Here is a 13,321-nt window from a genome sequence, read left to right on the forward strand (position 1 = left end):
TCCTGAGAGCCGGGAGGAAACCAAGAGTCTCAACGAGGTTTCCAATGTCGATAGAACCATTCTACCTGCACTTTGCCCGCCCCGGTCTGCGCCACCGGATCGACCTTTTCTTTGCCGAGAAGGGACAGGGGTTCAATCCGATGCCCATGGTGCGCAGCCGACTGGTCAGCATTCTGAGGCTGGACGCCATGAGTGATGCAGAGCTTGCGTCCGTGGGACTGACCCGCGACGACATCCTGCCTTTCGTCTTCGAAGACTGTTTTGGCGATCTGGCAGCATCAAAGCAGCGGCCAACGGCTTGACACCCCGACGGGACAAGGCCAACGCTTCGTCTCATGTTCGACATCCGTCCCGTAGCCTATGTGATCGGCCTTCTGGTCGCTGTTCTCGGGGCGACAATGCTTTTGCCGATGTTGGTCGATCTCGCCGAAGCGCGCGGCGAGTGGCATGTTTTCCTGCAAAGCTCTGTGCTGACGATGTTTTCCGGCGGTTTGATCGCATTGGCGTCGGCCAATGGCGTCAAGGAAGGACTGTCGATTCAGCAGACCTTCCTGCTCACCACCGGGGTCTGGGTTGCGCTGCCGATCTTCGGCGCCATTCCGTTTGTGCTGGGCGAGACCGAGGCGCGTTTCGTCGATGCATTTTTCGAGGCGATGTCGGGACTGACGACAACCGGATCGACCGTCTTCACCGGGCTGGACGAATTACCCAAGGGCATCCTCCTCTGGCGTGGTCTGCTGCAATGGCTGGGCGGCATCGGGATCATCGTTGTCGCCATGGTGTTCCTGCCCGAACTCAGGATCGGCGGGATGCAGATCTTCCGCGCCGAGGCCTTCGACACCATGGGCAAGATCCTGCCCCGCGCAACCGAGATCGCGACATCGATCTCGACCATCTACATCGCGATCACCATCGCCTGCGCCACCAGCTATTACATTGTTGGAATGAACTTTTTTGATGCGACGGTACATGCGCTGACCACCGTTTCAACCGGGGGGTTCTCGAATTACGACGCCTCGTTCGGGATGTTCCAAGGCCCTGCGGAATACGTGGCGTCGGTCTTCATGATTTGTGCGGCGCTGCCGTTTGTGAGGTTCGTGCAGATGACCAAGGGCAATTATCGGGTGTTCTGGAAAGACACCCAGATCCGTGCCTTTCTGGGGACCATTGTGGTGCTGGTGTTCGTCACCGCATTCACCCTCACCCAGATTTTCCCGCACCACCCTGAACAGGCGCTCCGAGAGGCGCTGTTCAACATCGTATCGATCATGACGGGTACCGGTTATGCCAGCGTCGACTACATGGGATGGGGGCCATTCCTGATTTCGGTCTTCTTCTTCATCGGCCTGATCGGCGGCTGCGCGGGGTCGACCTCGTGTTCGATCAAGATCTTCCGCTATCAACTCCTTTTTGCGTCGATCAAGGTGCAACTGCGCAAGATCCGTTCACCACATGGGGTTTTCATGCCGCGCTATGATGGGCGGCCGGTGGGGGATGACGTTCTGAATTCGGTGATCTCGTTCTTCGTGTTCTTCGTGATCTCGCTTGGCGTGCTGTCGGTGGCCTTGGGGATGACCGGACTTGATCTGATCACGTCGGTCTCGGGTGCGGCCACGGCGCTTGCCAATATCGGGCCGGGGCTTGGACCCGAGATCGGGCCTGCGGGCAATTTCGCGGGCCTCAATGACACCGCCAAATGGATGCTGGCCATTGGCATGCTTCTCGGACGGCTGGAACTTCTGGCGGTCTATGCCATCTTCACCGTCAATTTCTGGAGAGCGTGATGACCCGTCAGCCGCTTGGCGCCCAAATCTCGCAAATGCTCAAGGATCGGGGCGTCGATACGATCTTCGGCATCCCCGGTGTCCATAATGTGGAGCTGTATCGCGGCATTGAACAAGCCGGGATCACGCATGTGCTGGCCCGTCACGAACAGGGGGCGGGGTTCATGGCCGACGGTTACGCCCGCGCCACCGGCAAGCCGGGTGTGGCCTATGTGATCACCGGGCCGGGGCTGACCAACATCCTCACGCCACTGGGGCAGGCCTATTCGGATTCCGTGCCTGTTCTGGTCATCTCCTCCTGTCTGGACGAGGTTGCGGCCCGGCGAGGTCAGCTTCACCAGATGCGGGATCAGCGCATGGCTGCCGAAACTGTCTGCGCATGGTCGGAGGAGGCGCGCAGCGCGCCTGCCGCCTATGCCATGATCGACCGCGCCTTCGACCAATTCGCCAGCGCCCGCGCGCGACCTTGCCATCTGCAAGTGCCCATCGCCACGCTGGGCGCTCCAGCCGACGCCGCTCCATCACCTGCGCCACGGCCCGGTCTGCCCGCTGCGTCCCACGCGGATGTCTATGATGTGGTCGCCGCTGTTCTGGCCGCAGAAAGACCGCTTTTTGTATTCGGGGGCGGGGCCGTCGCCGGGGCCGCCGCGATCCCTGATCTGCTGCGCCAAACCGGTGCGGCCTCTATTGTGACCTATGCCGCGCGGGGCGTCGTGCCCGGCGATCAGCCGCTCTATTTCGGCAGCTTCCTTGCCCGTCCCGACAGCGCCGACATCGCCGCTCAGGCCGATCTGGTGATCGCCGTCGGTACCACGCTCTCAGAAGTCGATCTCTGGCGTCCAACGCTGGGCCACACCGCGCCGATGATCCGCGTGGATATCGACCCTGAGGTGTTCAGCGGAATGGGTCACGACGACCGCGCGATTCTGGCCGATGCGGGTGCGTTCCTGAAAGCGATGACCATCGCCATTCCGGCGCGCACCGCCGACCAGCCGCCCAAATGGGATGCCGCCAGTGTCGCGCGCAAACGCGCGGCGTGGCGGGCTGAAGTGGATGCCGAACGCCCCGGCATCGGGCGTGTCTGCGACGCGCTGCGCGCGGTGCTGCCCGACGACACGATGATCTTTTCGGACATGACCCAATTCGCCTATGCCGCGAAAGAGATCTGGGACATGCCGCGCCCCGGCCACTGGCACCACCCCTATGGCTTTGGCACCTTGGGCTATGCGTTGCCCGCCGCGATTGGTGGGGCTGTGGCGCGACCGGGTCTGCCGACATTGGCCATCGCCGGGGATTACGGGCTGCAATACACCATTCAGGAACTGGGCACTGCGGTGGAACTGGGCCTGCCGCTGCCCATTCTGGTCTGGGACAATGGCAAGCTGGGCGAGATCGAGGACAGCATGGTCCGCAGCCAGATCGCGCCCAATGCCGTGGTGGCGCGGAACCCGGATTTCCTTGCTTTGGCTAGGGCTTACGGCGCGGAGGCGGTGCAGCCGGACAGTCTGGAGGCGCTGCAACAGGCGGTCCTTGCAGCGTTCAACGCCGACACACCGACAGTGATCCGCGTGACACCTGAGATTGCAGGCTGATCCAGTCCTTCGAAGGACTGGGCAAGCCCGTTCGAACGGGCTTCTCACGCGGTTTCGAAACCGCGTCACGGGCTTTGCAAAGCCCGTCCACCGCACGGTCTCTTGCCGAAGTCTTAACACCCACCCGGCAAAACCTCTCGCACGATGCGCATCGAGCGGACAGGGTCACTCCCACACCGCGACCAAAAGCTGACGATTGCTTTCACGCCCTGTAGGGGACACCCGTGAACGACCGGTCTACAGGGCCTTTTGCAGGGCCACAGGGTTCGGGCAACGCCCGACAGCGAAAAGCAGAGTCAGACCTTCGGGGCGGCGCCGCTTCTTCCAAAACTAAATGACCGACAGCCCGGCGGGACAGATCCCGATCCGGGCCGTCATGCCATGCGCAAAAGCTCGCCGGGGGGGCATTCAAAACGCGCTAGGTGAATCCGGAAACGCGATTTAGGCTTCCCTTGCGTCACGCACACAACGTGCGGGTGCAATTGGGAGGATATCATATGACCAACCGAATGCGTTTCGGTATTTTCCTCGCTCCGTTCCACAAGCCCGGAATCAACCCGACTTTGGCGCTGGAGCAGGATCTTGAACTGGTTCAATGGCTGGACCGCTGCGATTACGACGAGGTCTGGTTCGGCGAACATCATTCCGCCGGGTCCGAGATTTCGGCCAGTCCGGAGATCATGATTGCGACTGCGGCAGAGCGCACGCGACATATCAAGCTGGGCACCGGGGTGGTCTCGGTCAGCTACCACAACCCGCTCTGGGTGGCACAGCGCATGGTGCAGCTTGACCATCTGACACGGGGGCGGGTGATGCTGGGCCTCGGGCCGGGATCGCTACCCACCGATGCGACGATGATCGGCCTTTCGCAGAAGGACACGCGCGGTTTGCTGGCGGACGGACTCGACATCATCACACGGCTGTTGCGTTCGGACGAACCGGTGACCTTCGAAAACGACCGCTGGACGCTCAAGGACGCGCGTCTGCACCTTCGGCCCTATTCCAATTTCGATCTGGCAACAGCCGCCGTCGCCTCGCCCACGGGGCCGAAGCTTGCCGGGAAATACGGCACTGGCCTGATCTCCATCGGCGCGACCACGGCGGCGGGCTTTGACGCGCTTGCCCTGCATTGGGACGTGATCGAAGAGGAAGCAAGACACCACAATCAGCAGGTGGATCGCTCCAAATGGCGGCTCGTCGGCCTGTGCCACATCGCGGAAACCGCCGAACAGGCGCGGCGCGACGTGGAATACGGGATCGAGCACTGGTTCAACTATTTCCAGGAAATCGCCGCTTTCCCGCAGATGTCGATGCCGGGGCAGAACGCCAAGGAAATGATCGACTTCATCAACGATTCAGGCTTCGGCGCCATCGGCACACCCGAGATGTGCCGCGCCCAGATCGACCGGCTGTGGAAGCAGTCGAACGGCGGGTTCGGGGCCTACCTGATGCTGGCGCACAACTGGGCCAATTTCGAGGCGACCAAGCGCAGCTACGACCTGATCGCGCGCGAAGTGTTCCCGCATTTCCAGGGCCAGCACATGTCGACGATGAACGCCGCGATGCGGGCACAGAAGATGCGCCCGGAACTGGCCGAGATTCACGCCAAGGCGGTCGAAACGGCGCAGGCCAATTATGCGGCGGAAAAAGAGGGCCGTCGGCACGTTGCCGAATAGGCGGACCAAGACACAGGCCGGGCCGAGGCCCGGCCTTCCCTCATCCCAGTTCAGCCAAGCGCGCCAGTGCCTCGTTCAGCTGCGCCGCTTCCTCTTCGCGCGCCGCAAGGTTGGCGCGGGTTTCTTCGACCACCTCTTCGGGTGCGGATTCGACGAATTTCGGGTTGCCCAGACGCCCCTTCATCCCGCCGATCTCCTTGGCGAGTTTCTGCAGCGACTTCTCAAGCCGCGCCTTTTCTTCGGCCACGTCGATGATATCGGCCAGCGGCAGACCAAAACTTGCGCCTTCCATCGGCACGGTGGCGCAGCCTTTCGGGAAGGCGTCCACCACGGTCAGGTCGTCGATCCGCGCCAGACGCTTGATCAGCACCTCGTTGCGATCCCACGCGGCCTTCGCGGCATCGCCCATATCCTTGACCACCAGCGGCAGGTAGAGCCCCACCGGAACGTGCATCTGCTGGCGGGCTGACCGGATGCCTTCGATCAGACCGATCACCCAGTTCATCTCCCGGTCGGCCTCGGCGTCGATCAGATCGTCGCCATAGGTCGGCCAGTCGGCATGCACGAGCATCTTCGACCGGTCGCCTGTCACCGCCCAAAGCTCTTCGGTGATGAAGGGCATAATCGGGTGCAGCAGGATCAGACACTGGTCGATGACCCAGGCCATCGTCGCCTTGGTTTCCGCCGTTTGCGGGCCGTCGTCCAGAAGCAGGGGCTTGGAGAATTCCACGTACCAGTCGCAGACCTTGCCCCAGACAAAGCGATAAAGCGCCGCCGCCGCATCGTCGAAGCGGTAGGCGGCCAGTGCCGCATCCACCTCGCCGCGCACGCGGGCGGTTTCCCCGATGATCCACTGGTTCACCGTCGCGGTGGCCTTGGGGATGTCGACGCTGGGGGTCCGGTTCTCGAACACGCCGTTCATCTCGGCAAAGCGGGTGGCATTCCACAGCTTCGTGCCGAAGTTCCGGTAGCCCGCGATCCGTTGCATGTCGAGTTTTAGAACCCCACCCAATGAGGCCATCGCCGCATTGGTGAAGCGCAGCGCATCCGCGCCATATTCGTCAATGATCTCAAGCGGATCAACGACGTTGCCCAGCGACTTGGACATCTTCTTGCCCTTGGCGTCGCGAACGAGGCCATGCAGGTAGACGTCCTTGAACGGGATCTGATCAACCACGGCGAGCTGCATCATCATCATCCGTGCGACCCAGAAGAACAGGATGTCCTGCCCGGTCACGAGAACGCTGGTCGGGAAGTACTTTTTCAACTCCGGCGTCTGTTCCGGCCAGCCCAGCGTGCCGATGGGCCAGAGACCGGAGGAGAACCATGTGTCCAGAACGTCAGGGTCGCGGGTGAGTGCAACATCGTCGCCCGCCATCGCCTGTGCTTCGGCTTCGGTCGGCGCGCAGTACTGATTGCCATCCGAGTCAAACCACACCGGGATCTGGTGTCCCCACCAAAGCTGGCGCGAGATGCACCACGGTTCAATGTTCTCAAGCCAATGGAAATAGGTCTTTTCGCCCGACTCCGGCACGATCTTCACCTCACCCGAGCGCACGGCCTCCAGAGCGGGGCCGACGATCTTTTCGGCGTCCACGAACCACTGGTCGGTCAGCATCGGTTCGATCACCACCTTGGAGCGGTCGCCGAAGGGTTGCATGATCGGTCTGGCCTCGACCAGCGGGACCAGCGTTGATCCGTCATCCTCGGGCTCGACCCGAGGATCTCCGTCCGTTGAGGTTGCCGGGTCAAGCCCGGCAATGACGGCTTTCTTCGGGGCCGCACCCAACCGCGGATCGTCCGCGCGGGTCATCACAGCCAGACCCTCGGACGTGATTTCCTCCACAACCCGCTTGCGCGCCTCGAACCGATCAAGCCCGCGCAGGTGATCCGGCACGAGGTTTAGCGCGTCGGTCTCGGCCTCGGTCAGCGTGCGCTCACCGCGTGCCACGGCACCAGCGATCAGCGCCGCCTCTTCGTACGGCGCACCGTCGTCGCGCATGTGGGCCTTGGTGTCCATCAGGCGGTAGCAGGGGATGTTCCCGCGCTTGGCGACACCGTAATCGTTGAAGTCATGTGCACCTGTGATCTTCACCGCGCCCGAGCCGAATGTGGGATCGGGGTAGTCGTCGGTGATGATCGGGATCAGGCGGCGGTGCTCTTTCGGCCCAACCGGAATCTCGCAGAGTTTCCCGACGATTGGCGCATAGCGTTCATCTGACGGATGAACCGCAACGGCACCGTCGCCCAGCATGGTTTCAGGGCGCGTTGTGGCGATGGAGATATAGTCGCGCTCTTCCTCCAGCACGACATTCCCGTCTTCGTCCTTTTCGATATAGGTATAGGTGGCCCCGCCCGCGAGCGGGTATTTGAAGTGCCACATATGGCCGGGGTTTTCGATATTCTCGACCTCGAGATCGGAAATCGCAGTTTCAAAATGCGGGTCCCAGTTGACCAACCGCTTGCCGCGATAGATCAGGCCCTTGTTGTACATATCGACAAAGACCTTGATCACGGCATCGTGGAAGTTCGGCCCATTGCCGCGATCCGGGTCACCCGCAGCACCCCCCATGGTAAACGCTTCGCGCGACCAGTCAGCCGACGCGCCAAGGCGCTTGAGTTGCCCGATGATCGTGCCGCGCGATTTGACCTTCTGCTGCCACACGCGGTCGAGAAACGCCTCGCGCCCCATTTCGCGGCGCGACGGCTCACCATTGGCGGCCATCTCGCGTTCAGTCACCATCTGCGTGGCGATGCCCGCGTGGTCGGTGCCCGGCTGCCAGAGCGTGTCGAAGCCGCGCATCCGGTGCCAGCGGACAAGGATGTCCTGCAACGTGTTGTTGAACGCGTGGCCCATGTGCAGCGAGCCGGTCACGTTGGGCGGCGGGATCATCACGCAGAACGCGTCCTCGCGCGAGGCGTTGGCCCCGGCCTTGAAGGCACCGCTCTCTTCCCACGCCTTGTAAAGCCGCGCCTCGGCCTCGCTCGCGTCGAATGTCTTTTCCATCGCCATGGGGTTCGTTCCCGCTTTTGTGCAGCCATCCGGGGCCGCAAGTGTTCTGTTGCGCCTCATCTAGCGAATGGGCGGGGAAAGGAAAACCCAAGGCATGTGGGAAAATAGCGCTCTGACAGGGCCTTTGCCGTCGGGATGGGTCGCATTAACTGCTACCGCTTTGGTCAATTTGTGCCATTCTGCATTATCGGGCAAGCGCCAGCGCTCGGTGTCCCGCCAAGGAGGTGCTGAATGGGGTTCGAAATCAGTTCGGTGTCCGAGGTGTCTGACAGGCAAGCGCTGCATGACTTGCTGGTCGAGTATTACAAAGTGGTCCTCCGCAAACTTGAACTGGCTGGTGGGCCTGCGAACATTGACCCCGAACAGCCCATCGCGGGATTCTGGACCAATCTTCACAAGGTCCTGCCACCGACGGGTCGGCTCATGCTGGTGCATGACAGCGACGGCCGATTGGTTGGCTGCGGAACGCTGCAACAGGCGCGGTCGGATGCGGGAGAGATGAAACGGCTGTTTGTGCGCCCCGAAGCCAACGGTCACGGTTTGGGCCGCATGCTGGTGGATATGCGCATGGAGGCAGCGCGCGACATGGGCTGGCGGTCGCTGTTGGTCAATGCCGTGAAGGGCAACGAGGACATGTTGCGCATCTACCGTAAATTGGGCTTTCGATTTATCCCGCGCTATCCCGAATGTTCTGATCCGATCGAGCTTGCCGATCATTTCGATTATATGCAGGTCGATTTGCGCTAAGCGTCGCGCCGTTGCTCAAGCCTGCAAGTCAGTCGCGACATCTTCGATGAAGGCATAGGAGTGCAGGTTGATGTCCCCGCTCCAGCGCCAGAGCGCGACAAACCCTTCGGACCCTGTGCGGAACGCATGCGGCATCAGGCTGGGATGATGCACCATGTCGCCCGCGCCGCGCATCCGAACGTCATCCCCGGCGGTCCAGAGCGCCTGACCGGCCAGAATGACATAGGTCTCATCCGCGTCGTGAATGTGCAGAGGATAGTAGCAGTCCGGCCGCATATACACCAATCCCAACCGCACATCAGGCGCGGGAATCGGGCCTTCCGGCCCCATCAGAGTGGCCACACTGATCATCGCCGCGATGCTGGCCTCGGTGTTGTCTTCGACCGGGTTTGAGCCCCAGGGCAACACATCCTGCGCTGCAAGGGTCGCACGCGCTGCCGGATGCGGGCTGCTCTCCAGAACGCTGCGGATGCCCGTGTCCAGCAAACAGGGCGGTTGGCGGTCGAAGGCTACAGGTGATGGCGTCACGCGCAGGGTTTGCGCTGTGTACGGGCCCTGCGGATCGGGCTCGGCCTCGTAAATCGTCGCAAGCGCGTCGAGCAGATCAAGGAAAGGGGTGTGTAAAGGCATGACTGCACCTGAGCCCGTTTCAGCAAAGGTGCGGCGTCTATTGGGAATCTGCGCATCGAAAGGCGACCGGTAGAGGTCGCATTTCTTCGGTGGGTGTCGAAACCCCGGATCAGGATGCGTCTCTCAAGAAAAAACGGTGGTGCCAAGGGAGGAGAGGCACCACCGTTTCCAGTTCACGGCATCCAGGGAGGAGGAGAGGACGCCGATCTTGTGTGGGCGTGAGCCCGAAACCTTGTGACGGTGGCACCAGGGAGGAGGAGAGGTGCCACCGTCTAGTTCACGGCATCCAGGGAGGAGGAGAGGATGCCGAGATCGTGTGGGCCGTAGCCCGAAACCTTGTGACGGTGGCACCCAGGGAGGAGGAGAGGTGCCACCGTCGAGTTCACGACATCCAGGGAGGAGGAGAGGATGCCGAGACCGTGTGGGCGTAAGCCCGAAACTTTGCGACGGTGGCACCCAGGGAGGAGGAGAGGTGCCACCGTCAAGTCCGGAACGTCCAGGGAGGAGGAGAGGACGCCCGAGCCGGTGTGGTGAGGGGCCCCGAGGGGCGCATGCTCACCGAAAGTCGATCAGCTTTCGTAAGCTGCCTGATACGCAACGCGTTTGATTTCGGAATGGTTCAATCCAAGATCGCACAATTCGCGGTGCGACAGCGCGCTGAGTTCGCGCAGGGTGTTGCGGTAGACCTTGCGCCGCGCCGCTTTGGCGCGATATTCTGCGATCAGGGTGTTGACCCGATCCATGATGCCATTGCCGACCGCGCCGAGACTGTTTGTTTCGTATGCCATGTGTCTGCTCTGTTCGATTATGTGTGTTTCCGTTCGCTTGAGTTGAAGATAGGCGAATGCTGCGGTTGCACAATAGGATTTTGCTTCAATGCTGCTATGCAGCAATTGCATAGACCAACTGGTTCAAATTTGTGCGTTTTGCGCTAACAGGCCTGTTTCCGCGGCAACTGGTTGAAGCTGGACCACGTGGCTGTCATCTCTGTGTCACATAGAGGAAAGGTTGGGCATGTCCGTAACGACCGAACAGATTTGCGCGGCCCTGTCGCGTGTTGCGATTCCCGATGGCAAAGACCTGATTTCGGGCGATCTGGTCAGGGCGATTCAGATCGACGGCTCGGTTGTCCGCTTTGTCATCGAAGCGCCATCGCCCGAAATCGCTCGCCTGATGGAACCTGTGCGCAAAGCGGCCGAGGCCGTTGTCGCGGACTTGCCGGGGGTGTCGCAGGTGACGGTGGCGCTGACCGCCCATGGTCCGGCGGCCAAACCTCCGTCCGGTCTCAAGATCGGGGGGCATATGAAGCCACAGGCGGGGTCGCTGAAACCCTCGGGTGTGGCGCGGATCCTCGCGATTGGGTCTGGCAAGGGTGGCGTGGGCAAATCCACCGTGTCGTCGAACCTTGCCGTGGCTTTGGCGCGGGCGGGACGTCGCGTTGGCCTGCTTGATGCCGATATCTACGGCCCCAGCCAGCCGCGCATGATGGGCGTTTCGCAAAAACCTGAAAGCCCGGATGGTCAGACGATCATTCCGCTCAAGGCGCATGGGGTCACGATCATGTCAATCGGCCTGATGTTGCCCGAGGAAAAGGCCGTGGTCTGGCGCGGGCCGATGCTGATGGGAGCGTTGCAGCAGATGCTGAGCCAGGTGGCCTGGGGCACATTGGATGTGCTGCTGGTCGATCTGCCGCCGGGCACGGGGGATGTGGCGATGACGCTCTGCCAGAAGGCTCAGGTGTCCGGGGCCATCGTGGTCTCGACCCCGCAGGACGTGGCGCTGCTCGATGCCCGCAAGGCCTTGGATATGTTCGAGACATTGAACACCCCAGTGCTGGGGTTGATCGAAAACATGGCCGTCTTCACCTGTCCGCATTGCGGCGGGCAAAGCCATATCTTCGGGTCGGGTGGCACGGTGGCCGAAGCCGCGGCGCGCGGTGTGCCCCTGTTAGCGCAGCTTCCGCTTGATCTGGACACGCGGCTGGCGGGCGATGGCGGCGTGCCGATTGCGGCGGGGGACGGGCCGATGGCGGACGCCTATGCGCAGTTGGCAGACGGATTGATCAAGGGTGGTATGGCCTGAGCCGGGGCGATGCGTCGACGCATCGCCGCGCTCCGTCGACGGAGCGCTATCGCGACACGGTCAGACGTTGGCTGAAGCGATAACTGGATTTCGTCAGCCCTTCCGGTGCGCGCGGGAACCTTGCACGCTGGACGGCTGCAAGGGCTGCCTGATCCAACCGGCTGTTGCCCGAGGAGGCTGCCAGTGACACCCCGGCCACTTGCCCTGATGGTGTGATGGCGATCACCAGTTTCACCGTCCCTACTGTCCCACGCGGCGGCCGATGTGCGCGGCGCAGGGCAGATGTGATCTGTGCGCCCCATTGCTGCTCCAACCGCGCAAGCTGTGCCTTTGACGGGCCGCTGGCCACCGGGGCCGCGCGCGTTGCGGCTTTGGTTGTGGTGGATGTCGAACCGCTGCCTTTGGCCGTTTGCGCCGGGCGCGGTGCGGATTGAGGTGCCTGCTCTGGCACGGGTCTCGTGGCGGCGCGCTCTGGCCGAATTGCCGGACGGAGCGAGGCTACCGGCGCGGTCCGGCTTTCGGCAGGGCTTGTGTCCACCTGCGGTTCCGCTTGGGCAATGTCGGTCGGCGCTGCCGGTTGCGGTGATGCGAGGCGGGGCGCCGTCAGGGCGCGGGGCAGGTTGGGCAGGTCGGTGTTACCTGCGTCAGGCAGGGCCAGCGCGTCTGGTTCGGGCGCGGCCAAGGGTACAGGCGGTGCGGGCAGGCGCGTTTCGGCCTGTGGGCGGTCCGGCGGGGCGCTCGGGATCGCGAGCGCCGTCTTTTGCGGGCGTCTGTCCGGTCTGGCCTCGGCTGTCGGGCGGTCCGGCGTTGGGGTTGCCTCGGGCTGCAGCAAGGTTGGTGCGGTGCTCACTTCGGGCGGGCGGTCCCAGTCCTGAACCATCGCGGCCAATGTCGGGGTTGCGGCTTGAAGTGTGACATCTGCCGCGCCGCCTTCGCCGCCGCTGCTTCCGCCTCCCGGCACGGGCGCAAGCAACAGCGTGGCAGCATGAAGCGCGCTCGACAAAGCGATGAAGGCTGTGAGTTCGACAATGCGCATCAGTTGCCCTCCGTCACGATCTCGACCCCGGTCGCGCCAAGGGTTGTCAATTGTGCGAGCACTTTGGCAAGCGTTGCGGCGGGCAGAGTCGCGTCGGCATAAAGGCGCAACGGCCTGTCTGCGGTTGCCGTGACCGCTTGGGCGAGGGCGGCCTCGCCACGGAAGGTGTCGTAGGCGATCTCGCCGCTGGCGCTGATATAAAGAGCGTTCTGGCCTGTGTCTTCATCGCCGCTGGCGTTTGGCAGGGTCAGATCGAACGGCGCGGGTGGGACGATCTGCGCTGTCATCAGAAAGAAGATCAGCAGAAGAAACACCACGTTGATCATCGGTACAACCGGTTCGCGCGCGGAGCGTCGCGCCCTTGGTATTATGAGCGCCCGGCGTCTCATTCCAGCACCACGAGGTTCGGCCAGCCCGCAGCGCGCAATTGACCCATCGCGTCGAGCAGGGCTTGCACCGATGCGCCATCGCGGGCGCGCAGGATGATGATGTCCTTATCAGATCCCATCAGCGGGGTAAGGGCTTGGACCGGGTCCGTGGTGTCGATGCCGTTGACGCGCAGCCCATTGGGCAGAACCGTCACAAGTCGAGGTGGCCCGTCATAGGACTGGGCAGCGCCGCTGGACAGAGTGACCGGGATTGCATCTGTCACGCCGAACCGTGCGGCCAGCATAAAGAACACCAGCAGCAGGAAGACGACATCGATCATCGGGGTCAACCCGATGCGGCGTCTGCGTGTCTGGTGGCCCAACTCCAACATG

General features: G+C 62.5%; 12 protein-coding genes. 6 read left to right on the plus strand and 6 right to left on the minus strand.

The features are described from left to right. Window positions 1–44 precede the first annotated feature (44 nt). The 4 genes from ACMVPR_RS01685 (at window position 45) to ACMVPR_RS01700 (ending at window position 5,052) form a co-directional block, all read left to right on the plus strand. Complete coding sequence (locus tag ACMVPR_RS01685) at window positions 45–302, plus strand: hypothetical protein (RefSeq protein ID WP_416881439.1); 258 nt, start codon at window positions 45–47, stop codon at window positions 300–302. A gap of 33 nt (window positions 303–335) precedes the next feature. Next, complete coding sequence (locus ACMVPR_RS01690; RefSeq protein ID WP_416881440.1) at window positions 336–1,784, plus strand: TrkH family potassium uptake protein; 1,449 nt, start codon at window positions 336–338, stop codon at window positions 1,782–1,784. Further along, window positions 1,784–3,376: a 5-guanidino-2-oxopentanoate decarboxylase gene (locus ACMVPR_RS01695; protein ID WP_416881441.1), complete on the plus strand. Its 1,593-nt coding sequence runs from the start codon at window positions 1,784–1,786 to the stop codon at window positions 3,374–3,376. Before ACMVPR_RS01690 ends, ACMVPR_RS01695 begins: the two co-directional genes overlap by 1 nt. A gap of 497 nt (window positions 3,377–3,873) precedes the next feature. Then, window positions 3,874–5,052 (plus strand): LLM class flavin-dependent oxidoreductase, encoded by a 1,179-nt coding sequence (locus ACMVPR_RS01700; RefSeq protein WP_416881442.1) that lies wholly within the window; start codon window positions 3,874–3,876, stop codon window positions 5,050–5,052. Between the two features lie 40 nt (window positions 5,053–5,092). Here ACMVPR_RS01700 and ACMVPR_RS01705 read toward each other — a convergent pair whose 3' ends face one another. Continuing rightward, window positions 5,093–8,065, minus strand: a complete 2,973-nt coding sequence (locus ACMVPR_RS01705) for a valine--tRNA ligase (protein ID WP_416881443.1) — start codon at window positions 8,063–8,065, stop codon at window positions 5,093–5,095. Window positions 8,066–8,296: 231 nt separating this feature from the next. Here ACMVPR_RS01705 and ACMVPR_RS01710 point away from each other — a divergent pair, with 231 nt between their 5' ends. Further along, entirely contained in the window at window positions 8,297–8,812 is a 516-nt protein-coding gene (locus ACMVPR_RS01710; RefSeq protein WP_416881444.1) for a GNAT family N-acetyltransferase, read from the plus strand. Window positions 8,813–8,827: 15 nt separating this feature from the next. On the opposite strand, the gene ACMVPR_RS01715 is transcribed toward ACMVPR_RS01710, so the two are convergent. Next, a complete protein-coding gene (locus ACMVPR_RS01715) occupies window positions 8,828–9,442 on the minus strand; it encodes a dimethylsulfonioproprionate lyase family protein (RefSeq protein WP_416881445.1) in 615 nt (204 codons plus the stop codon). Between the two features lie 569 nt (window positions 9,443–10,011). Beyond that, entirely contained in the window at window positions 10,012–10,230 is a 219-nt protein-coding gene (locus ACMVPR_RS01720) for a DUF1127 domain-containing protein (RefSeq protein ID WP_416881446.1), read from the minus strand. 226 nt (window positions 10,231–10,456) lie between these two features. Between ACMVPR_RS01720 and ACMVPR_RS01725 the strand changes: the two genes are divergently transcribed. Beyond that, window positions 10,457–11,524: an Mrp/NBP35 family ATP-binding protein gene (locus ACMVPR_RS01725; protein ID WP_416881447.1), complete on the plus strand. Its 1,068-nt coding sequence runs from the start codon at window positions 10,457–10,459 to the stop codon at window positions 11,522–11,524. A gap of 46 nt (window positions 11,525–11,570) precedes the next feature. Here the strand turns inward: ACMVPR_RS01725 and ACMVPR_RS01730 are convergent, their stop codons facing one another. The 3 genes from ACMVPR_RS01730 to ACMVPR_RS01740 are packed head-to-tail and all read right to left on the minus strand — an operon-like array spanning window position 11,571 to window position 13,320. Further along, window positions 11,571–12,560, minus strand: a complete 990-nt coding sequence (locus ACMVPR_RS01730) for a TonB family protein (protein ID WP_416881448.1) — start codon at window positions 12,558–12,560, stop codon at window positions 11,571–11,573. After that, on the minus strand, window positions 12,560–12,949 hold the full coding sequence (locus tag ACMVPR_RS01735; RefSeq protein WP_416881449.1) for an ExbD/TolR family protein: 390 nt from the start codon (window positions 12,947–12,949) through the stop codon (window positions 12,560–12,562). The genes ACMVPR_RS01730 and ACMVPR_RS01735 overlap by 1 nt, the downstream gene beginning before the upstream one ends. Next, window positions 12,946–13,320 (minus strand): ExbD/TolR family protein, encoded by a 375-nt coding sequence (locus ACMVPR_RS01740; protein WP_416881450.1) that lies wholly within the window; start codon window positions 13,318–13,320, stop codon window positions 12,946–12,948. The genes ACMVPR_RS01735 and ACMVPR_RS01740 overlap by 4 nt, the downstream gene beginning before the upstream one ends. Window position 13,321: the final 1 nt, after the last annotated feature.

Source organism: Marivita sp. (genome assembly GCF_048006345.1).
GTDB lineage: Bacteria > Pseudomonadota > Alphaproteobacteria > Rhodobacterales > Rhodobacteraceae > Marivita.

Bases quoted from the DNA above. Each gene is read 5' to 3' on its own strand.
- ACMVPR_RS01685 (WP_416881439.1), top strand. From the start codon at position 45: ATGTCGATAGAACCATTCTACCTGCACTTTGCCCGCCCCGGTCTGCGC.
- ACMVPR_RS01690 (WP_416881440.1), top strand. From the start codon at position 336: ATGTTCGACATCCGTCCCGTAGCCTATGTGATCGGCCTTCTGGTCGCT.
- ACMVPR_RS01695 (WP_416881441.1), top strand. From the start codon at position 1,784: ATGACCCGTCAGCCGCTTGGCGCCCAAATCTCGCAAATGCTCAAGGAT.
- ACMVPR_RS01700 (WP_416881442.1), top strand. From the start codon at position 3,874: ATGACCAACCGAATGCGTTTCGGTATTTTCCTCGCTCCGTTCCACAAG.
- ACMVPR_RS01705 (WP_416881443.1), bottom strand. From the start codon at position 8,065: ATGGCGATGGAAAAGACATTCGACGCGAGCGAGGCCGAGGCGCGGCTT.
- ACMVPR_RS01710 (WP_416881444.1), top strand. From the start codon at position 8,297: ATGGGGTTCGAAATCAGTTCGGTGTCCGAGGTGTCTGACAGGCAAGCG.
- ACMVPR_RS01715 (WP_416881445.1), bottom strand. From the start codon at position 9,442: ATGCCTTTACACACCCCTTTCCTTGATCTGCTCGACGCGCTTGCGACG.
- ACMVPR_RS01720 (WP_416881446.1), bottom strand. From the start codon at position 10,230: ATGGCATACGAAACAAACAGTCTCGGCGCGGTCGGCAATGGCATCATG.
- ACMVPR_RS01725 (WP_416881447.1), top strand. From the start codon at position 10,457: ATGTCCGTAACGACCGAACAGATTTGCGCGGCCCTGTCGCGTGTTGCG.
- ACMVPR_RS01730 (WP_416881448.1), bottom strand. From the start codon at position 12,560: ATGCGCATTGTCGAACTCACAGCCTTCATCGCTTTGTCGAGCGCGCTT.
- ACMVPR_RS01735 (WP_416881449.1), bottom strand. From the start codon at position 12,949: ATGAGACGCCGGGCGCTCATAATACCAAGGGCGCGACGCTCCGCGCGC.
- ACMVPR_RS01740 (WP_416881450.1), bottom strand. From the start codon at position 13,320: ATGTTGGAGTTGGGCCACCAGACACGCAGACGCCGCATCGGGTTGACC.